Source organism: Apilactobacillus kunkeei DSM 12361 = ATCC 700308 (assembly GCF_001281265.1).
In the GTDB taxonomy this organism is placed as follows: domain Bacteria; phylum Bacillota; class Bacilli; order Lactobacillales; family Lactobacillaceae; genus Apilactobacillus; species Apilactobacillus kunkeei.
Window position 1 is genome coordinate 38,122 of record NZ_JXDB01000001.1, and the last position, 19,162, is coordinate 57,283.

The window sequence follows — 19,162 nt, forward strand, 5'->3', positions numbered from 1 at the left end:
TTTTAAATGGACGATTATTAAAGCCCCCTTACTAATTTTTAACTTATTGTATCAGGGGTTTTAATCGATTTAAATTTAGTGAAAAATTTAGAAATAAACAACGTATTCACTAATAAATGCCTTTTAGGCGATATGGATAAATTATTGAACAGATAGTGAAAATAAAAAAATTACAGATTCATAACAAGTTATTAAAATCACAATTGAATTTATGCAATCACTCCATAAAAATTTAAATAGTTAGCTTTGTTTAATATTGACATTTTGTATACTAAATATAAAAAAGGTGATAAAAATTCATATGTATACTGATCAAATAGCGTCAATAATCTTATAAAATATAGATTTGAAGGTAAAAATATCACTATTGACTTATTGGTTTATTTTTATTGGGTAATAGACTTTATATAAATATTATAATAATATTAAAGATGTTAAAGAGTTTTTTAATATTATTACATATATATTTCGGGGGGGATTTTGATATGAAAATCAAAAAGTCATTTTTTGCCATTATGGCAGTATTAACACTTTTTGCTGCGAGTGCATCAACTTCGATTAGTTCATTTACTTCAGTTGAAGCGAATGCGGCTACTCATCATAAGAATGAAAAAAAGCACAAGAAAGCAAAGAAATCTTCAAAGAAACACAAGAAGACAACAAAGAAGAGTAAGAAGAAGGCTACTAAGAAGCATTCAAAGAAAAAGGTAGCTAAGAAAAAGAAGAAATCTACTAAGAAACATGTAGCTAAGAAAAAAGTGGTAAAACATGTTGCTAAGACTCCTGCGGGACCTACTCCAATTACTTACAGTAATCCAACAATCACTATCAATCCAGATGGTAATAATCCAATTAAGGTTGAATACACTAATAAGCAGTACAAATCGTACAATGATCAACTTGTTAAAGATGACAGTACTGATGAATACAACCCAAATAAGCTAATACTAAAAGGTATTACCTACTATAATTTAACAAATAGTCAGTACCATACGGCAATGACATTTACTTTCTTGGTTCAAAATCCTGATGGTTATTCTCATGATTACTTCTCAGGTGATAATGAGGACACTTATATTTCATCAAACAATGTTGATAAGAAACTATACCCAGCATGGAGTGGATCTGCGATGAATGTTCCAGGAAACAGTCAACAAGTAATCGACCTAACATTTGTTGGAAATGATGATTCAACTCCTGCGGACTTTAGTTCGTTTACGTTTAACTACACACCTGATTATACAATCGCTGTTAATCTTAACCTTTAACATCTAAAAAAGCCCACCGTTTCGGTAGGCTTTTTTATTTTGCTTTTTAAGAAAATTGGATTTCATTATCAGCAATTACTAATTAGTGTTGCATTTTAATATGATTAATGCCGGCTTCTATAAATGGTTCACTGGCAACTTTGAACCCACTTTTTTCGTAGTATCCAACCGCGTATGCTTGAGCATCGATTTCGATTCTGGTATTAGGGAAATATTGATTTATTACATTTAAAATTTTTTCTAGTAGTTCTTTTCCTTTTCCGGTTCCACGAACTTTTTTAGTCGTTAAAACTCGACCAAAAGTAACGTGATCATGATCTTTAAAAATTCTAGCGTAAGCAGTGATATTCCTGCCATCTGTTTCGAAAATGTGGAGTGCTTTTTTATCGTTCTCATCTGGATCAGCATAGACGATATGTTGTTCCTCGACGAATACCTCTGATCTGACACGGTAAATTTCGAAAAGTTCTTCTAAAGTTAATTCTGTAAATTTTTTAGTTTTCCACATGATTGATACCACCTTTTTCTAGTAGCTGATTCAATGTATTAATTGATTGATAAAAGGACTCTTGTTCTTCGTTGCTGAGATTATCTATTATTAATTGAATTTGTTTATCGGAATTAATATTTAGTTGTTCAACAACTTGCTTTCCAGTATTTGTTAAATATAGTAATTTTGTTCTTTTATCTTTTTTTGTATCTTTCTTTTCAATGTATTTTAAATTATTTAACTTGTTGATGACACGACTGACGTAGCTTTTATCAAGATCTAAGTTGATTGCAATTTTCATTGGTGTAGGATTTTTCATGTACCCAACATCCATTAGAATTCGAGCTTCAGCCCAACTTATTTCGCTATTAAAGACGTTTTTCTGCAATATTCCTAATTGTTGTGTATATTTACGGTTAAAGTGTCTGATAGTTTCGATTTGTTTATTGTTCATATAATTACTTCCTTTTAAATGATTATATCAAAGTAGTGGCTTTTGTCCACTAATTAATTTTGACTATTTCATAGAACTAATGTATTATCTTAAACATACAAACATTAATGGGGTGCCCTAAAAGGCTGAGATTATACCCAAGAACCTGATCCAGATAATGCTGGCGCTAGGGAAGATAACGCACTTGGACTGTCCCTATCTATCAAAGATAGGGACTTTTTTAATAAGGTACTGTATGGGTGCATCCATTGATGAAGTATACATATTTGAGAGGGGCTTTATTAATGGATTCAAAAGTTAGCATCAAGAAAATAACAATTTTAGCAATTATGATTGCACTAGATTTTGTTTTATCACCAATTTTTAGAATTGAAGGAATGGCACCCATGTCATCGGTACTAAATGTTACTGCTGCAGTTTTGATGGGACCATGGTATGCACTAGTTATGGCTATAGTCTGTGCTTGTTTTAGAATGTTACTGTTAGGGATTCCACCACTAGCATTCACTGGAGCAGTTTTCGGTGCTTTTTTAGCGGGATTACTATATCTTATCTACCGTAAAAACTGGATGGCGGTCATTGGCGAAATCGTTGGAACCGGGGTATTAGGATCACTTGCTTCATATCCTGTGATGGTTTGGTACACCGGAAGTTCTAACCAACTATTCTGGTTCGTGTTCACTCCTAAATTCTTTGGTGGTGCAATTTCAGGATCCATCATTGCATACATTATCTTGTTGAGACTTTCCAAAACTCGTCAGTTTAAAGACATTCAAAAGTTATTTTTTAAGTAAACAAAAAAGACACCCATTGGGTGTCTTTTTATATATTTTTGATTTTGAGTACGATTGGTTTTAATAGTATTGGTGCCAAAATAGTAGTGAATATGATTACGGCGATTATTGTTGAGTAGTAATTATCTGAAATTATATTATTTTTTAAACCAATCTCAGCAATAATTAAACCAACTTCGCCACGACTAATCATTCCAACACCAATTTCAGTTGCTGATAAACGACTGAATTTAAAGAAACGTGATCCTAAATATGCTCCTAAAAACTTAGTAATTACCGCAATAATGGATAATGATAGGAATAATGATATATTTTCTATAATTCCTTTTATATTCATGTTAAGTCCAACGTTAACAAAGAAAACAGGGATGAATAACAAATTACTAAATTGATTCATATGTTGGTTAATTGATTCTTTGTATTTAGTTTTTCCCACTAATATTCCAGCAAAGAATGCACCGGTAATGGCACTGATTTGAACATGTTCAGCTAGAGAGGATAATAATAAACAAAGAATTAATCCGAGTGTTGGTGCCAATTTAGTATTAATAGCAATTTTAATTTTTTTGACTAAGATGAATAAAAACCAAATCAAAATAAAGAATCCAATTTGCATTAATATCAAAATGATAATGTTAGAACTGCCTTGTGACGAATCAATACCCGTAAACGTAATAACGATACTTAATAACAGGATTGAGATGATATCATCCGCAACTGCTGCCCCTAAGATGGTAATTCCCGATTCCGTATTTAGGGCCTTCATCGACTTTAGTACCGCAACCGAAATTGAAACGGATGTTGCTGCAAAAATGACCCCGATAAAGAGACTTTCTGCATTTGATAGGTGAAATAATTTACTGGTATAAAAAATACCAATAACCGGAAAGACAATCCCTAGTATCGCAACAATAATACTTGGTTTGAAGTATTTTTTGAGTAGATTTAAATCACTTTCTAACCCAGCGATAAACATTAATAAAATTACACCTAATTCAGCTAACGATGAAATTAAACTTGTAGGTTTAACGATATTTAAAATTGCTGGTCCAATTATTATTCCAGCTACTAATTGTCCAACTACTGATGGCAGATTTATTTTTGCAAAAAGTGTTCCCATAATTAATGCGGACAACAAAATGATGGGAATTGATAAGATATAATTCACTAAATCTTCCTTTCAAGACTATTTAAAATGATTATAGTGGTTGCTCCTAATTGTGTAAATGTCATTAAAATCATGCTTATAAATATGAAGGGATGCAAGGAGATACTTTGCAAAAATAAAGCAGGATCCTCGCTATCAAAGCGAAGTCCTGCTTTTTTTAAATATTTATTGTAAGTTTTACGTTTTATTTTTGATTAATTTATTAATTAGCTTATATGCAGATACCCAAATAAGCATAAATAAAGTTAAAATAGCGATTCTTTCAATTGAATTTAAGTTATCAAGTTTAATACTGGATAAACCATTCGGTATTTTGTCACTGATTAGTGAATAGGGTGAATATTGCGGAAAAATTTTTGAAAACAAAAAACTGATGTAATAGGTCATTAAAACCATTACATCAGTTTTATCAGTTATGGGCAGTCAGGGTTTTGAACCTTATATTTACATAAATGCCGTAATATCAGTAATAGTAAGACTTTAGGGTGCTTCAAAATGGTTAATTGAATGCCAAAATGAATGCCATTTGCCTAAAAATTAAGATAATTTACTAATTTATCTACAGCATCTTTATTCTGTTGATCAGTAACATGAGTATATACATTCATAGTAGTTTGAACATCTTCATGTCCTAAACGCTCTTGAACTTCTTTGATTGAAGCACCTGATGCGAATAGTGCGGATGCATGAGTATGCCTAAAACCGTGAACCGTTATCTTGGTTAATCCATTTTCCTTGATAATCTTGTGTAGCCATTTAGCAGGTGTATTCAAACACTTGTGAGTGTTATGGACCGTAGCGAAGATTAATTGACTATTCTTGAACGTATTGAAGCCTAGCATTAAATAACGTTGTTTCTGTTGAGTCCGCCACCTTTTTAGATAATTCAAGGTGGAAGTATCTAACAGGATTGTACGTCTACCTTTTTTAGTCTTAGGGGCTTGAACAATTTGTTTACCCTTAATGCCTTGTGTTAGCGTCTTATTGATGCGGATAGTACCATTAGCAAAATCAACGTCATCCCACGTTAGAGCTAAGCATTCGCCCCGTCTTAATCCCGCAAATGCCAATACTCTGAACAGGGTAAATTTTTCTAATTCCTTATTAGCATCAATACAGTTGAAGAACTGAATTAATTGTTGCTTATTCCAGAAGTTAGCGAATTTATCGCCTTGCTCTTCTTGTTTTTTAGGGATGCTTACCAACTTACAAGGATTAGCATTACCACTATTCTCTATATAGCCTTCTTTAATGGCGTAATCAAATACCATTGATGTGTAGTGATACCACTTTGTAAATGTAGCAGGGGCAATCTTGAACCACTTATTGACCGCCTTTTGAACATCATTAATCTTGATTGTGCGGATGCGTTTATTACCAAATTCTACTAGAATATGATTTTTGAACATCCCCGCTGTCCTTGCAAATGTAGACTCACGAACGGTATTGATATAGGCTTGATACCATTGTTTATATACATCTTCAAACTTAATATTATTTTCTTCCTTAATGCCACCTTGTGCAATTTCTAGCTCTAATCTAGATGCTTCAAGAGTGGCTTTTTTCTTTGTTGTGAACCCACGTCTAGTAGTCTTGATAGGTTTACCAGTTTGGGCATCAGTGCCCGCATATAGCTGAAATTTATATAATTTCTCGCCATTTGCATTGGTGTAACTCTTGATACTTGCCATAAAATCATCCCTTTAATACCGTTGGGGAATGGTATGTATTGGGGGATGTAGTTAATCTTTGATGTTGAATTCTTTATATAATTTATCAATCTTCTTTTCTGTATCATACAAAATATTATTTATTTGTTTTTCAAGGCTTGGATTAATATTTTTTGCTACTCGTACACTTCTATGTTCTCTATTCACTACATATATGAGTTTATATATTTTGTCTGCATATATATCTTCTATACTGTTTCTAACTAAGTTAAGCAATCCTTTATTGTCGGGTGTATATTCAGCAAAATGATTTTCTACAACGTCACGTATTATAAACATTAAAATATTTCTATCTTTAGGAGATACACCAGCACCTTTTGCCCTTTCTAAAGACAATTTTAAGTAATATTTCTCAGCTTCTTCTATATTTTGAGAAAAATAATTAGACAGAACTTCATTTTCTTTTTGAGTTAAATTGTTAAAATCTTTAACCCGAAATCCTTTAGGGTATCTAACAAAAGAGTCATTTAAAAATAATGAATTAATCTCACTAGCAGCCCTTAAAAAACTTTTGTCTTCATACGACATTTCTTTTTTTAAATCACTATTATATTTATCTGCTGAATATGATAATGCAAATGATATTAAACTTTGTATTTTATCTTTTAAAGATCCATTTAATAGCTCTTCTTTTGAATAGCCACTTAGTTTACTTATTTCATCTAATCTTTCATCACTCGGTATAGATTTTCCCTTTTCCCACTTTGATATATTTCCCTTATTTGCTTTTGGATGAAATAAATTACCAAATTCTTCTTGGGTTTTCCCTAGATTTTTTCTCGTTTGTAGAATGGTATTTGATAAAAAGCTAACATTTATACTATTATCTCTTTCCATTTTTACCCCCCTTTTTATATTTGGTTTTATATAAAGTTGTTCAATGTTGCTTGACTTTATTTTATGCTATGGTTATTATTTAGTCAATGAGTTGCTTAATGTTTCTCTTTTTATTTTTCATAATAAGTTGCTCGATGTTTCTTAAAGAAAGGAGATGACAAAATGAATAACCAATATTTAACTTATAAGGAAGCTATGAATTATATGAACATCCATAGCTATATTACATTAAATAAGATGATTGATGATGGCTTACCAGCTTTGAAAATTGGTAATGTTAAGCGAATTAGCAAGGATGAACTAGATAAATACCTTGCTTCTAAAACTGTTAGGGGATGAAGTTATGGAAGTAAAGCTACCAAGTGCCCAAGAGCAAGAATTATATAGCAGTATTCAAGGATTGCTATTAAAAGCAGTTGATGATGCCCAGAAGCTAACAGGCATTAATAATGATTGGATTAAGGGTAGGAAGAACGCTTGTAAGTATCTTCAAATATCAGACCAAACATTAACTAAATTTATTGATAGGGGGCTTAAATACCACCTTATTGATGATATGAATATTACTTTCTTTAGTAAGAAAGAGATTTCAGAATTCTTGAGAGCACAATAAAAAAGCATGACTACTAAATAATAAATCCGTTGGGGAAAATGGTATGTAGTTAGGATGATGTTTGTGTTGATGATTTAATTCTTTATAGATTGGAGATGCTTAATATATGAAAAACATTAATAAAGTTGACGATTCATTAGGATTGGATTTATTGGGAAATGGAATTGTATTTGCGAGTGATTTAAGTGAGAACGCAAAAATATATACTACCAATAAATCAATTTCAGATTTTGCACATATTGGAATGAAAGCTATAAATCAACTTATTGATAAGTATGATAATGAGTTAAATGCTAAAGAAATTTCCCCATTTGAAATGGATAAATTAAATAGTCATAAAGTTGGTAGACCTAATAGAATTATTGGGCTAAATGAAGAAGATGCTATTTTTATTATTTCTCTTTTAAAAAATACTAAACAAGTTGTTAAGTTTAAACGTGCTTTATCAAAAGCATTTACTAGTATAAAAAAAGAATTATTAAAAAGACAAATTATTCATGTTCAAAGTAAACCTATTACCAAATCATTAGGGGATGCGATAAAAGATAATTCAAATATGAATGGCAGTCATGATTATTTAAATTTGAATAAGCTGATATATAAAACAGCATTAGGAATTGATACTAGTAATTTAAGAAGGCAAAGAAACATCCCTAAAAATAATTCTATATCTAATTATTTAAGTACTGATGAGCAAGATATAGTTAATAAAGTTAAGAATGCGGTTATTGCTCTAAATATTTTGAATAAGGACTATGAAGAAATTAAATTATCTATTTCTAATCAAAAGTCAAAAGAAAGTGATTAGTGATGCTTGAATATATTGTGAACCATATCTATTTAAATTCATTTGGTTTAATGATTTTAGTGCCAAGTATTTATTATTTAGGTAAATCAGTAGAAAAGCACGGATCATTGAAGGAATTCTTGAAGGATATTGAAGAAGATTAGGAGATGTAATAATGAAAACAGCTAAAGAAATTAGACAAATGCCGTTAGTAATGCAAATGTATGAAATGGCAAAAGAAAGCGGAGTCAAAATTAGCATTGGAGTCAAGATTAGCATTAAAGAAGCTTATAACACAGCAGTAGCATCTAATCTAGTAGATGAGCAAGGAGAAGCAACTAAATGGGCTATAGATAATGGAATGGTAGCAGAGGTGAAGACTAGTGATTTTGTACATTTAGACTATCCAAATTTTATTGGTAATTTATATGATGATTATGTAGAAGAAACTTCTTTAACTGATGAACCTATTATGAGTAATCGTGAATTCTACGAAATGATGTTGAGTGCTAACCTAGTTTATCCAGAAGGACTACCAACACCAAAGGCAACCAAAATGGATAAGGCAACGCTTTAAGACTGGATAACGTCAGATGAATTACAGGCTAAGATGACTGTTACTGAATTTATTGATGCTTGTGAACCATTGAAAAAATATGATGCTAAACACATTCAGAAAGTTGGAAATGGCTTTGGCTTTGATATGTCATTAGCATATGATCTGGCTAAGCGGGTTGTAAATGGGGAATTAGATGGTGATGTGGAAGCATCTAAAGCCATGATGAAGCGACTTGAAGAGCAGTTTGGCAATGATATTGAACCTCTTTAAGAATAGGAGCATGAACATGAATACATTAGGGCATACAAAAAGAGCTACTATACTTTGGACGGTGGTCAGTAGCTCTAATATTAAAAGGCTTGTCTATACAGCTTTTTACATCCCTATTGTAGCAAATTTAGGGGGGAACTTTGAATAATGAAAGATAATAAACAATCAATAGAAATGCAATCAGATGATTTTAAATCTGAAATGATTAAGAAAAAACTATCACAAAGCTATTCAGCTATTAGAGATTATCTAAGCGTAATTGAGTTGAATTACAGAAATAAGTATGAGCAGATGAATTTAAGCAATCTAAGTGCTTTACTATTTGAAGATGGGGCATTCATACATTTAGATTAGCTATTAGAGACATCATCAGAATCAATAGATGATGCACTGATAAGCATGATTGAAGCTAAGAACAATTAAGATTAGATAACTAAATTAGCACTAAAGACGGGACAGTTGATTTTGGTGCTTTTATTATTTTGGAAAGGTGGGACTGTTATGAAATCCGATTTAGTTAAAGATACAACGCCATTAGAACAGCTTAATCCATGGGATTATATTAAAGTGTTATCAAGTAACCATATTTTTATGTATCCACTTAAAAAAGGGACTAAAGAGCCCGCAATTAAGGCATGGAACGAGAATGCCACTTATGATATTGGACAATTAGAAACATGGCTAAAACCAGACCAAAACGGCAATATTTCATATGATGTAGCTATGATACCATTGAAGAGCGGATTAATCACGATTGATATTGATGATCCAAGTGAGCATGCTAATAGTACAGGCATGGAATGGATTAAAGAAAATGAACGAAATGGAAATAGATTGCATGAAAATAAAGTAGCTATTGAAAGAACTAAGAATAACGGACTTCACTATATCTATAGATATGATTTACCAAACGAAAGCATACCAACAGATTTAAAAATATCAGGTGTTGAAGTTAAAACTAATTCTACAATTATTTATCCAAGTGATAGTTATAAATTAATTACTAATAGCTTTTTAGACAATGTTTGTGTGCTTGCTAGTGATGAAATGGATGTAATGCCTAAATGGCTTAAATCATCCGTAAATGATGCGATTTTAAAGCATGAACAAAACAAGCGAGCGAAATCAGAACATAATAAAGGTAAGAGCATTAATCAAAAAGCTATGCAGTGGGTAATTAATTTTAATGAAATGTTATTAAATGGAATCCCAGAACATGAACGTAACGAGAGACTAACTAGCGTTACTGGTAGTTTGTTTCATACTGGTGCGGATAACAAAACAGTTTGGCAACAATTACAGTTGATCAATGATAAATTTGTATTTCCACCATTACCGAATAAAGAATTAAAGGGTATTTTCAACAGCATTGCTAAGAGAAATCATAGCATTATTAAAGCAACGGAATTAGATGATAAAGCTGAACAGAACCAACGGAATGCCCAATTAGCATTTAATAATAACGGCAATCCTAGAACCAATTTTGCCACTAATTTTACTAATATTTGTGAATATGATGAGCATTTTAAATCATCAATCAAATATAACGAATTTATTAACTCAGTAGTTATTAAACATGGCGATACATGGAAACGGTGGGGAGATCTAGATGAAACCAGGATAAGGATTTACATTGAGCGTAAATACAATATGACCGCAAATGTTCCTAGAACCATGTATCAAGGAATTGAAGAATACGCTTTAAAAAACACCTTTAATCCAGTTAAAGATTTAATCAACATTCAACAGTGGGACGGTAAAAAGCGAGTTGATAGCCTATTTATTGATTATTTAGGTGCAGAAGATAATAATTACAATAGATTAGTTGCTCGTAAATTTATGGTTGGTGCGGTATCAAGAGTATTTCATCCCGGCATTAAGTTTGATTTAATGCCTATTCTAACTGGAAAGCAGGGAATTGGTAAAAGTACGCTTGTTAGTAAACTAGCTAGTGGTTATTTTTTAGATAATCTAAGTAAAATGGATAGTAGTAACAAGGATGATACTATGAAATTGCAAGATAGTTGGATCATTGAAGTGGGCGAATTAGCACCTTTTAAGAACTCAAAAACGGACAATGTAAAATCATTTGTCAGTGCTACTACAGATATTTACCGTAAACCATTTGGGCAGGCCAATAGCATTTATAAACGGCATAATGTATTTATCGGAACGACTAATGAACAACAATTCTTATCTGATAAAACTGGTAACCGTAGATATTTAACAGTTGAATGCGGAGTTAATGAAATAAAGAATAAACCAATAGATATTAGCAATAACACTTTATATCAAATATATGCAGAAGCTAAGCATCTTATGGAACAAGGTGAATTACTATATTTAACACCAGATGAAGAAAAGACAGCTAACGAACAGCGAACTAAAAATGAAACCTATGAACCAGAAGATGAAGCAATCAAGGAATATCTAAACATGAAAGTACCTATTAATTGGGATGATTATGATTTATTCCAAAGATCTAGTTATTATGAACGTGTATTTCAGAGTAATAGATATTCTAGTAATGAAGAAGATACGACCCCACTAAGTCAAGATGAATTAGTACCAATAACCGCAGTAGCAACTAGGGAACTATTGAGCATTCCATTAAACAAATTGAAAAATCCAAGCATCCAAGGAACGCAACAATCATTAACTAAGAAGATTAGCTACACAATGAGTGGATTAGATGAATGGAAGCAGTCTAATAAAGTTAAATTGTTTGGAAGGTATGTTAGGGGATATAAGAAAAAGTAGTTTGGATACACTAGGTACACTAAGGGTACGCTTGATTTAAGCTAAGTGTACCCTTTATAAATGTTGATATAATATCTATGAGTTGCTGTTGGGTACACTAGGTACACTAAATTACTTAAGTGTATAGAAAAAAGTTATTATATTTGTTCGTAACTATAATATATTGTTTAGTGCTATTTCAGCGTACCAAGTGTACCTATAGCTTATAACGGTTGTTATTATAACAATTACAGGCAGTACGATATGTTATTTATAAGTGTACCTTAGCGTACAAAGCGTACCCAAAAGATTGATAGGAGATTAAAGAATGCAAAATAATTTAGATAAATTAAATAAACAGTATCTTATAAATACTGATTTATATAACGTCTTAAAGTATATGACTATTGATTTTATGGCAGACACTAATGACATCAACCCAGAATGTGTTGAACGTAAAATGTAAATTGATGAATTATTAATGATATTGATAGCACTAAACAAGATTATGAGTTAGTAAGAGATCATGCTAGTGCTATAGTTTTGAATAGTGAAAATGAACGTTTTTAAATTGAATTTACACGCTATCAAAAAGTTAATTTCATGGGATACTATAAATAATTTAATGGTGATATGGATTTAATTGAGCGTGAAATGTACCGAGACTTTAAACAAATGTTTTAACAGAAGAATATTTAGAGATTAGGGGTAACTCTATCAATTAGGGATGCCTTTTAATGTCTCTTAAACGTTGATACAATGCGGTTCATAGATGATTTATAACGTTAATTATGATATAATATAGTCATTGGATATATCTTGATAATTGTTATATCATCACACGAAATAACTTCAAAGATAACGAAATAAGAGCAGTGATGACTCACTGCTTTTTATACATAATGCTCTGATGTTAGGGGGGAATCTTTTAAATGAGGACTAGCGTATTTGATGTTGAAGCAATTAGATATGAGTTTAGATATACAAGCGGTACGATCAAACAAATAGCAGAACGCAATGGAATTAACTTTAATACGTTGCGTAGCTATGCATATCGCCATAATTGGAATAAACGTAAAAGAAGAATTAAAAAGCTAGACCGTGTATATAATCAGAGCGATTACAGCGACATTCCTTATAGAGCAATTGTATTTGCTATTATGATTGGTTACTATGGTTGGAAGCAAGATTTTGCTTATTATCATTGTTATTGTACAAAGCCAGAAACTTCTAGAGTTAATGCTTATCGTTTATTAAGACGTGATGATATTAAAGAGTTGATAGCTAAGTGCAATGATATTAAATTGAATGGTGGTAATCTATTAAAAGAATTGCCATTTAATTGTGGATTACCAGTTTTGGATGCTGAAATGTTAAATGATAGTTTTGAGTTCTGGAACAGTAAATTTGGATATTCTAGATACTGCTTTGGGGGCTCTAGTTTACATCAAAAGGGAATGGCATTTCGTAGCATGTGTGGTTTCAAGTGATACATGGTTATGTAACAAAACACAGTAAATCCTAGTTGTATCAAGGGATGAGCATGTAACGATTTTTGTCCATTTCTTGTAACAAGCGTTACATTTAAAAGAGATACAAAACGACTATAAAAGCATATGTAGCAAGGGTTTAGGGTTGTAACGTTTTGTCCATTTTGGTTACAAGTAGGTATATGAACATAATCTATCGTAACTATTAGTTTAACAAGTGTTTTGATGCTATTAGTGAGTAGTGTTCAATGCATCTAAAATACTTGAAAATGCTAGTATTTTTATGATTATGTATTCATTTGGATTGCATCAAAAATGATGATAAATGATAACTTTTCAAGAGTTTATAAATGTGATTAATTAGTTATATTATGCATCACTGATCGTGGCATTTTAGGGCATTTAAGGCGGTGTACATTATAGATATTTCAGGTTAGGCAAAAAGATTGAGCAAGTTAGGAACCATCATACATATTTCTCCTATCTGAATATTATTATGCCATAAACCGTCCAGGTTTATCTGTGCCAATATTCAGTATAGGAGCAAATTGAAAACTCAAATGAATCTCCATCTAACATACTTAGTAAAGGTGCTACATGGGCTAGATCTTTTAATGCAAAATCAATAATGGATGCACTAAGATAATTTCAAAATTTAATAATTAAAAAACAGTTTTGACGAACTAAGTATTCGTTTTAACCATTTTTTCTATGCATTAAACTAAGAAACTTTATAAATTTGTTTATTCACTGTTATTGACTTATTATGCTGTGACTGGAATATGGACAGTCACCAGAAGTTCTTTAATTATATTAATTCTGATCAATATAACACTTAAACCACTTAATAATCTCGTTATTAAAATAAAATACGAGTACTTTCGTGAAATTTACGTATCTATTATTATCAAACGGATTGAAATGGGCTGTATAGACTCTGTTGAATCCACATATCGATTCATTAACCATCCAAATTAACCAATTGCTAACAGCAACTACAGAACCAATAATACAATTGACTAGTTCATTTACGATTTTAGATTTATAATCGTCTCAAAAAGGGCGAGGCGATTTTATGAGTAAGACGATTCAAAAACTAGCTACCGAGCTGCACATCACCAAACAAGCTATATGGACGCTATCGAATTATTAAAACGTCAATTAGAGGTTAAAGATGCTCAAATTGAAAAACTTCTAGATGAACTAACGAAACAGCAGGACTTGTATTAGGATTTGTTAAACGAAAACAAATTGCTGAGAGGCCAGACTGATCAATCAATTAGCAAACAGGAACGACATCGACACTGGGGGGTGTGGCGGTGATTATGTTCAATAAATTAAAATAATATCTTACATGTTATAATCACACGCAAAGGGGAGTCCCCCTTGAATTAATTAATCTCTTTTAAGTGACCAGTTAGCAGCATTAAGTCTGTTAACTGGTTATTTTACTAGGCTAAGAAACGCTAGATTTTCGTTTATTCACAGTTACTGATTAAGTAGGATATATAATTAAAAAATACGTTGCTACTAAATTAATAGTTACAACGTATTTTGTATTCATGAATTAATGAAAATTAAACGTTAGAATCTATGTTAAATTAATACTAATTATTTTTTTTAAAAATTAACATATGATCAATCTTTATCTTTCCACCGTGATTTTTTCTATCAAATCCCATAAAATGATTTTTTATTACATAACTCCATCTATTTTCTAAAGTAAATCCGGCATCATTAGCTATTGATATTAAAATATCAGCAGTAGGAATTTCAACATTGCTTACTTTACTATTTCCAATAGCCATAACATAATGTCCTTCATCATTTAGAACTTTTTCCGAAGCATTAAAATGTTCTTTCATAAATGAAAAATATTTATAAATAATATAGGCATGCTTTTCTCCATTTTTATTATCTTTTAACACTTCAGTTATACTATTATCTAATAACGGTATATTAAAATTATCTTTTTTACTTAAGAAGCCACTATACTCTTTTTTAGGTATTAAAGTAGTACCAGTATACTTTCTTCTCTTTTTATTCTGATTAGTTTGAGTGTTCATATCAAATAAATCACCTATCCAAAATAATTCAACCATTTGATTATACACATAATCTATTGATTTTATATACGGTGGAGAGGTTACTATTAAATCCACTTTAGTTGGAAGAATTTTAGAAAAATCAGGATTTCCATCTGATTTTATAATAATAGATTTTGATTTCTTATTCCAACGATCATTTAATTCTTTAAATCCATTTACAAATAGATTTAATTGCTTTTGAAATAGTGAATAAACTTCAGCTGGCTTCTTTACTTTAGTCCCGGATACATAGGTCTTTTGTGATTGATTATCAGCATTAGAGACTCTTCTTATTATCCCTGAAAATGCTATTATAAATGCATCATAATAGTCATCTATATTATCAATACTAGAAAATTTATTTGGTATATCATCAATTAGTGTTCTTAATTTACTTAACTTAATAATTGCTTCATTAGTAAACCAATGATTTAAATTATCGGTTTTAGGATTAAAAAGTGGCTTAGCATTTTCTACATTATCCATTATCCAATGGCTTATATTTGAAAATATTGTTTGATCAATAGGTGTAGATTTTACTTTTGAGATTAAACACGATAGTGGATCTATATCAATTCCATATGAATTATATCCATTTGAAATTCCCTCTACAACAGTTGTTCCACTGCCTACAAAAGGATCCAATACTATTTTATTTTCACCCCTAAGATACGATTTAATAGCCCACTCTGGTATTTGAGGTATGAATTTTCCGGGATATTTATGAAATCCATGTGTTGATGCAGTTACTTTATTATTATCAATACTTACCTCAGTACCATTAGTAATATTTTTAGGAAGGTTTTTATAATGTATTATTGTCATTTTACTCCTTTTTAAGAATCACAATAGATTCTCTCATATAATTCATTACATCAGTTAGATATTTTCTTTGTTGTGAACTAGTAGTTAGATGTCTAGTAACGATGATGTTTTCAACTTTATAGCCAATTTTTTCAGCAATTTCAGCAACTAATAAATCTGAAGGTACTATTATACCTCCATAAGCTGAGTTACCAATTACTATTGCTACTCTTCCATTTTTATCAGTTTTTATGAATAGATTTCTTAATAACGTTTCCATATCATCAAAATAACCTTTAATGACATCAGGTATTTTTTTGCTCCATAATTTCTTTTTGGCCAGTATATTTGTTATATGATTTACATATTCATCATGATTATTTATTTCTTTAGATACGGTTGCACTAGCGTTAGATCTCATACCAGTTCTTTTAAGTTTTCTTAATTCTTCATGGCTATTAATAAATTGTCCAAGCCATAATTCTACCTTATGAATTTCAAAATAATCAAAAAAATTGACATAAGGTGGAGAAAACACTGTTAATTCCACTTTATCCGGAACTTTAAGGACATCATCCATTGCTGAACCCAAATAAAAATTAGGTTCAGGTGATTGAATTCGATTGTCTTTTAAGTCTTTAAAAATTATGTTTATGTGACTAAGTATTTGATCTTTTACAAACTTAAACTTATTTTCAGGAAAATGTTCATCTTCCCATTCTTTTATTGGTATATTTATATATCCGCTTTTTAATCTTTTTCTATTTTTATATTTCAAACCATTCCCTTCTTTTTTTACGTTAGAAACTGATTCTATTACAGATAACCATGATAGAAAAAAAACATCTCTTATTTTTTCGTCACTAATATCATTTATAAAATCTCTTATTTGAAGTAACGATTGCAAAATATCATCATTAAAGTATTTATCTGCTAAGTTAAACTCTGTAGTTCGATGTCTATAATCTGGTTTTATATTGCTTAATTTATATATTTCTTCATTAATATACTCTACATCTGTTGATTTATAATTTCTGTTTTCTACTTTAGCTATAAATATAGATATTGGATTAACGTCAATTCCATATGACTTTAAGTTGTTATATCTAGCAGCTAGTACAGAAGATCCGCTACCAACAAATGGGTCCAATATTGAACCAGTAATATTAAACTTCTTAATTAGTTTATCTACTAATTCATATGAATATCCTTCCCTATACGGGTACCATCTTTGAAATGGGATATCATTAGTAGTTTGAAAATGAACTAGCTTAGAATATTCCTCATCTGATACTATATTGTATTTAGACTCTAAATTATCTAAGTATTGTTTATCTATATAATTTGACAACGCTATTCTCCTAAAAATATATTTTCTTCATGATAATAAATATATTCCTCATTTAAATCCATATTTTCTGGTATTTTTACACTTTTATTTCTGCTATTTAGCACTCTCATAATATTAACTTGATTAAATGTACCAGTTACATCATCATTGGAATATATAAATTTTGATGGTATAACCGCTCCATTTTTATCAAATGTAAATAATCCAGCATCAAATAATTTATGACATGATAAACATAGTGCAATTCCATTATTTACATCGTTTCGATGATAATTAATAGAATCATGCTTATCAATACTAAATGGCATTATATGTGCAGCTTGAATAAAAAGCTTTCCTTCTGAATCACAACCAGGAATTGCACATTTATAACTGTAGTTATCCTTAACTGACTCGGACCATTTTGGGGATCTTTTAATTTGTTTCCTAGATATTACATTATTACCAATTGATTTATCATTATTACTAGACTTGCTATGAGATATTGTTAATACTGCATCAATTAGTTCTGGAGATCCATATTTTTTAAATTCTTGAATTAATGCATTCCTAAAAGGTGCACCATTTGATAGTGGGTTATTTTTTATTGATTCTGTTGTTAATGAATCAGATGGAATATAATTTTCTACCGAAATAATCATATCATTAAAATAATTATTAATAACTAGGTTACTACTATCTTCTTTAAACAATCCAGAATTAATTAAATCGGTTTTCCAGTAAGTATAATTTTTACTAGTTTTTCTTTCTGTATCACCATCAATCAAATATTTTAAATTTTCTTCACTAATATAACCATCATGACTTTTTATTATCTTTATTAAGTTTTTAATTATAAGGCCATCTTCATTAGGTATATCATCAAATCCCTTTTTACCTGGTGTAAAGGAAAATGTAGATAATGCATTAGCAATTATAAGCCTGTAAATAATATTAGTATCCATCCCATTACCTTGATTAATAGAGTTAAACCATAATAATCCTAATTGAGTCCACTTTAATGGAAGTTGAGAACCATCTTTTATAAATCCTAATCTAATCCAATTCCTAATTTTAGTTTGCATTGTAGATGGTTGTATAGACTCATCACCAACTTTAGCTTGAGCAGAAAAATCGTATATCCATTTATTTTTAGGATTTCTTCTATCTGCTCCCCAATTTTTACCAATAAATTTAAATTTATTACTTGCTTCCACAAGTTTTTTTATAGCTGCCAATTCAGATAGTTGACTACCTGTTCTAGAATGAAACCAGTCTCCATAAAAATTAGGCATATTTTTATCACCCCAATGTTTAAATATATCATTACTATTTTAACGCTTAAGGGATTGTTAAAACCATCAATATTTGAATTTAATAGTGATATATGAAGGTATTATTTTGTTTTATGAGCCTATGTCAATAATCTCACTAAAGATGAGAATAGTTTTTTGTTTTAGCAATATTTATTATAGCCGTTGTAACTGTTCCTATGTCAAATTTTGGCACAGTTTTACCTATATGTTAACCCGAATCCGATCTGTGTTGTACCAATGAATGTAATTCTCTACTTTTCAAATTAAATCGCTTTGATAGTTGAATACCGTAACGAAATGGAATGCTATTACTTTGAGCATCCATAATTGGATTGTCGGAATACCGACCTAAATTGGGGTGGTATTATAAATACATGTATCAAATCACGACATGTTAGGCAGTTATTTTATTTGGTGGCGTAATTT

20 protein-coding genes and 1 riboswitch are annotated in these 19,162 nt (G+C 30.5%); of the genes, 12 read left to right on the forward strand and 8 right to left on the reverse strand.

Annotation, left to right across the window (positions count from 1 at the left end; translation table 11 throughout):
• The first annotated feature begins 485 nt into the window (after positions 1 to 485).
• Complete coding sequence (locus tag RZ79_RS07275; protein WP_054449487.1) at positions 486 to 1,268, forward strand: hypothetical protein; 783 nt, start codon at positions 486 to 488, stop codon at positions 1,266 to 1,268.
• An 82-nt stretch (positions 1,269 to 1,350) separates the two neighbouring features.
• Here the strand turns inward: RZ79_RS07275 and RZ79_RS00175 are convergent, their stop codons facing one another.
• Both RZ79_RS00175 and RZ79_RS00180 read right to left on the reverse strand, forming a co-directional pair.
• The gene (locus tag RZ79_RS00175) at positions 1,351 to 1,776 is read right to left on the reverse strand and encodes a GNAT family N-acetyltransferase (RefSeq protein ID WP_054449488.1); all 426 of its coding nucleotides are present in this window, start codon (positions 1,774 to 1,776) and stop codon (positions 1,351 to 1,353) included.
• Positions 1,763 to 2,212 (reverse strand): MarR family winged helix-turn-helix transcriptional regulator, encoded by a 450-nt coding sequence (locus RZ79_RS00180; RefSeq protein WP_053794938.1) that lies wholly within the window; start codon positions 2,210 to 2,212, stop codon positions 1,763 to 1,765. The genes RZ79_RS00175 and RZ79_RS00180 overlap by 14 nt, the downstream gene beginning before the upstream one ends.
• A 99-nt stretch (positions 2,213 to 2,311) precedes the next feature.
• Positions 2,312 to 2,403, forward strand: a riboswitch (TPP riboswitch).
• Between the two features lie 93 nt (positions 2,404 to 2,496).
• Between RZ79_RS00180 and thiW the strand changes: the two genes are divergently transcribed.
• Positions 2,497 to 3,006 carry an energy coupling factor transporter S component ThiW gene (gene thiW / locus RZ79_RS00185; RefSeq protein WP_054449489.1) on the forward strand — a complete coding sequence of 170 codons (510 nt, stop codon included), beginning with the start codon at positions 2,497 to 2,499 and terminating at the stop codon, positions 3,004 to 3,006.
• A 28-nt stretch (positions 3,007 to 3,034) separates the two neighbouring features.
• Here thiW and RZ79_RS00190 read toward each other — a convergent pair whose 3' ends face one another.
• The 3 genes from RZ79_RS00190 to RZ79_RS00200 all read right to left on the reverse strand — a co-directional run bounded on the left by RZ79_RS00190 (position 3,035) and on the right by RZ79_RS00200 (position 6,741).
• Positions 3,035 to 4,174 (reverse strand): cation:proton antiporter, encoded by a 1,140-nt coding sequence (locus tag RZ79_RS00190; RefSeq protein WP_054449490.1) that lies wholly within the window; start codon positions 4,172 to 4,174, stop codon positions 3,035 to 3,037.
• Between the two features lie 530 nt (positions 4,175 to 4,704).
• Positions 4,705 to 5,865 (reverse strand): tyrosine-type recombinase/integrase, encoded by a 1,161-nt coding sequence (locus RZ79_RS00195; protein WP_054449491.1) that lies wholly within the window; start codon positions 5,863 to 5,865, stop codon positions 4,705 to 4,707.
• A gap of 51 nt (positions 5,866 to 5,916) precedes the next feature.
• Positions 5,917 to 6,741 carry a helix-turn-helix domain-containing protein gene (locus RZ79_RS00200; RefSeq protein ID WP_054449492.1) on the reverse strand — a complete coding sequence of 275 codons (825 nt, stop codon included), beginning with the start codon at positions 6,739 to 6,741 and terminating at the stop codon, positions 5,917 to 5,919.
• Between the two features lie 162 nt (positions 6,742 to 6,903).
• Here RZ79_RS00200 and RZ79_RS07045 point away from each other — a divergent pair, with 162 nt between their 5' ends.
• From RZ79_RS07045 to RZ79_RS00235, 10 genes are all read left to right on the forward strand, one after another.
• Complete coding sequence (locus tag RZ79_RS07045; protein WP_080997402.1) at positions 6,904 to 7,080, forward strand: excisionase family DNA-binding protein; 177 nt, start codon at positions 6,904 to 6,906, stop codon at positions 7,078 to 7,080.
• 4 nt (positions 7,081 to 7,084) lie between these two features.
• On the forward strand, positions 7,085 to 7,354 hold the full coding sequence (locus tag RZ79_RS00205) for a hypothetical protein (RefSeq protein ID WP_054449493.1): 270 nt from the start codon (positions 7,085 to 7,087) through the stop codon (positions 7,352 to 7,354).
• 106 nt (positions 7,355 to 7,460) lie between these two features.
• Entirely contained in the window at positions 7,461 to 8,162 is a 702-nt protein-coding gene (locus RZ79_RS00210; RefSeq protein ID WP_054449494.1) for a Rha family transcriptional regulator, read from the forward strand.
• A gap of 2 nt (positions 8,163 to 8,164) precedes the next feature.
• The gene (locus RZ79_RS07200; protein WP_155457545.1) at positions 8,165 to 8,305 is read left to right on the forward strand and encodes a hypothetical protein; all 141 of its coding nucleotides are present in this window, start codon (positions 8,165 to 8,167) and stop codon (positions 8,303 to 8,305) included.
• An 11-nt stretch (positions 8,306 to 8,316) separates the two neighbouring features.
• Positions 8,317 to 8,718: a hypothetical protein gene (locus RZ79_RS00215; protein ID WP_054449495.1), complete on the forward strand. Its 402-nt coding sequence runs from the start codon at positions 8,317 to 8,319 to the stop codon at positions 8,716 to 8,718.
• A 33-nt stretch (positions 8,719 to 8,751) separates the two neighbouring features.
• Positions 8,752 to 8,970, forward strand: a complete 219-nt coding sequence (locus RZ79_RS00220; protein WP_054449496.1) for a hypothetical protein — start codon at positions 8,752 to 8,754, stop codon at positions 8,968 to 8,970.
• 147 nt (positions 8,971 to 9,117) lie between these two features.
• A complete protein-coding gene (locus tag RZ79_RS00225; protein ID WP_054449497.1) occupies positions 9,118 to 9,324 on the forward strand; it encodes a hypothetical protein in 207 nt (68 codons plus the stop codon).
• A 147-nt stretch (positions 9,325 to 9,471) separates the two neighbouring features.
• Entirely contained in the window at positions 9,472 to 11,730 is a 2,259-nt protein-coding gene (locus tag RZ79_RS00230) for a VapE domain-containing protein (RefSeq protein ID WP_054449498.1), read from the forward strand.
• Positions 11,731 to 12,037: 307 nt separating this feature from the next.
• Complete coding sequence (locus RZ79_RS07205; RefSeq protein WP_155457547.1) at positions 12,038 to 12,175, forward strand: hypothetical protein; 138 nt, start codon at positions 12,038 to 12,040, stop codon at positions 12,173 to 12,175.
• 466 nt (positions 12,176 to 12,641) lie between these two features.
• A complete protein-coding gene (locus tag RZ79_RS00235) occupies positions 12,642 to 13,199 on the forward strand; it encodes a hypothetical protein (RefSeq protein ID WP_054449499.1) in 558 nt (185 codons plus the stop codon).
• 1,607 nt (positions 13,200 to 14,806) lie between these two features.
• Here RZ79_RS00235 and RZ79_RS00240 read toward each other — a convergent pair.
• From RZ79_RS00240 to RZ79_RS00250, 3 genes are read right to left on the reverse strand one after another with little or no spacing between them, the layout of a single operon-like run.
• Positions 14,807 to 16,111 carry a DNA methyltransferase gene (locus RZ79_RS00240; protein ID WP_054449500.1) on the reverse strand — a complete coding sequence of 435 codons (1,305 nt, stop codon included), beginning with the start codon at positions 16,109 to 16,111 and terminating at the stop codon, positions 14,807 to 14,809.
• 1 nt (position 16,112) lies between these two features.
• Complete coding sequence (locus RZ79_RS00245) at positions 16,113 to 17,441, reverse strand: class I SAM-dependent methyltransferase (RefSeq protein ID WP_054449501.1); 1,329 nt, start codon at positions 17,439 to 17,441, stop codon at positions 16,113 to 16,115.
• Between the two features lie 2 nt (positions 17,442 to 17,443).
• Positions 17,444 to 18,715 (reverse strand): HNH endonuclease, encoded by a 1,272-nt coding sequence (locus RZ79_RS00250; protein ID WP_054449502.1) that lies wholly within the window; start codon positions 18,713 to 18,715, stop codon positions 17,444 to 17,446.
• Between the last annotated feature and the right edge of the window lie 447 nt (positions 18,716 to 19,162).

Bases quoted from the DNA above. Each gene is read 5' to 3' on its own strand.
- RZ79_RS07275 (WP_054449487.1), top strand. From the start codon at position 486: ATGAAAATCAAAAAGTCATTTTTTGCCATTATGGCAGTATTAACACTT.
- RZ79_RS00175 (WP_054449488.1), bottom strand. From the start codon at position 1,776: ATGTGGAAAACTAAAAAATTTACAGAATTAACTTTAGAAGAACTTTTC.
- RZ79_RS00180 (WP_053794938.1), bottom strand. From the start codon at position 2,212: ATGAACAATAAACAAATCGAAACTATCAGACACTTTAACCGTAAATAT.
- thiW (WP_054449489.1), top strand. From the start codon at position 2,497: ATGGATTCAAAAGTTAGCATCAAGAAAATAACAATTTTAGCAATTATG.
- RZ79_RS00195 (WP_054449491.1), bottom strand. From the start codon at position 5,865: ATGGCAAGTATCAAGAGTTACACCAATGCAAATGGCGAGAAATTATAT.
- RZ79_RS00200 (WP_054449492.1), bottom strand. From the start codon at position 6,741: ATGGAAAGAGATAATAGTATAAATGTTAGCTTTTTATCAAATACCATT.
- RZ79_RS07045 (WP_080997402.1), top strand. From the start codon at position 6,904: ATGAATAACCAATATTTAACTTATAAGGAAGCTATGAATTATATGAAC.
- RZ79_RS00205 (WP_054449493.1), top strand. From the start codon at position 7,085: ATGGAAGTAAAGCTACCAAGTGCCCAAGAGCAAGAATTATATAGCAGT.
- RZ79_RS00210 (WP_054449494.1), top strand. From the start codon at position 7,461: ATGAAAAACATTAATAAAGTTGACGATTCATTAGGATTGGATTTATTG.
- RZ79_RS07200 (WP_155457545.1), top strand. From the start codon at position 8,165: ATGCTTGAATATATTGTGAACCATATCTATTTAAATTCATTTGGTTTA.
- RZ79_RS00215 (WP_054449495.1), top strand. From the start codon at position 8,317: ATGAAAACAGCTAAAGAAATTAGACAAATGCCGTTAGTAATGCAAATG.
- RZ79_RS00220 (WP_054449496.1), top strand. From the start codon at position 8,752: ATGACTGTTACTGAATTTATTGATGCTTGTGAACCATTGAAAAAATAT.
- RZ79_RS00225 (WP_054449497.1), top strand. From the start codon at position 9,118: ATGAAAGATAATAAACAATCAATAGAAATGCAATCAGATGATTTTAAA.
- RZ79_RS00230 (WP_054449498.1), top strand. From the start codon at position 9,472: ATGAAATCCGATTTAGTTAAAGATACAACGCCATTAGAACAGCTTAAT.
- RZ79_RS07205 (WP_155457547.1), top strand. From the start codon at position 12,038: ATGCAAAATAATTTAGATAAATTAAATAAACAGTATCTTATAAATACT.
- RZ79_RS00235 (WP_054449499.1), top strand. From the start codon at position 12,642: ATGAGGACTAGCGTATTTGATGTTGAAGCAATTAGATATGAGTTTAGA.
- RZ79_RS00240 (WP_054449500.1), bottom strand. From the start codon at position 16,111: ATGACAATAATACATTATAAAAACCTTCCTAAAAATATTACTAATGGT.
- RZ79_RS00250 (WP_054449502.1), bottom strand. From the start codon at position 18,715: ATGCCTAATTTTTATGGAGACTGGTTTCATTCTAGAACAGGTAGTCAA.